Raw genomic sequence first — 339 nt, 5'->3', positions numbered from 1 at the left:
GTCGCCGACGGCCTGCTCAAGCCGGGCGACCGCATCGTGGCCATCGACGGCCAGCCGATCCGCTCGGGCGAGGACATCATTCCGCAGGTGCAGGCGCTGGGCGAGCACGGCGGCCCGGGCATGATCGAGGTGGCGCGCAAGGGCGAACAGGGCGAAGACCGCCTGGCGCTGGAGATTGCCCCGCGCAAGTCGCCGCAGGGCCAGTGGATGATCGGTATCCGCCCGGCCGCCGCGCCCGCCCCGGAGTACGACAGCCGCCAGCAGTACGGCCTGTTTGCCGCGGTGCCGGCGGCGATCCGCGAAACCGGGCGGATGACCGCCGATTCGCTGGGCATGATG

1 pseudogene is annotated in these 339 nt (G+C 72.6%); it reads left to right on the top strand.

Annotation, left to right across the window (positions count from 1 at the left end):
* A pseudogene (locus tag OZ10_RS20295) lies at positions 1-339 on the top strand (site-2 protease family protein); the annotation flags it as partial.

The sequence above is a fragment of the Xanthomonas cannabis pv. cannabis genome (assembly GCF_000802365.1).
Classification (GTDB): domain Bacteria; phylum Pseudomonadota; class Gammaproteobacteria; order Xanthomonadales; family Xanthomonadaceae; genus Xanthomonas; species Xanthomonas cannabis.
This window is presented reverse-complemented; position numbering and strand designations above follow the sequence as displayed.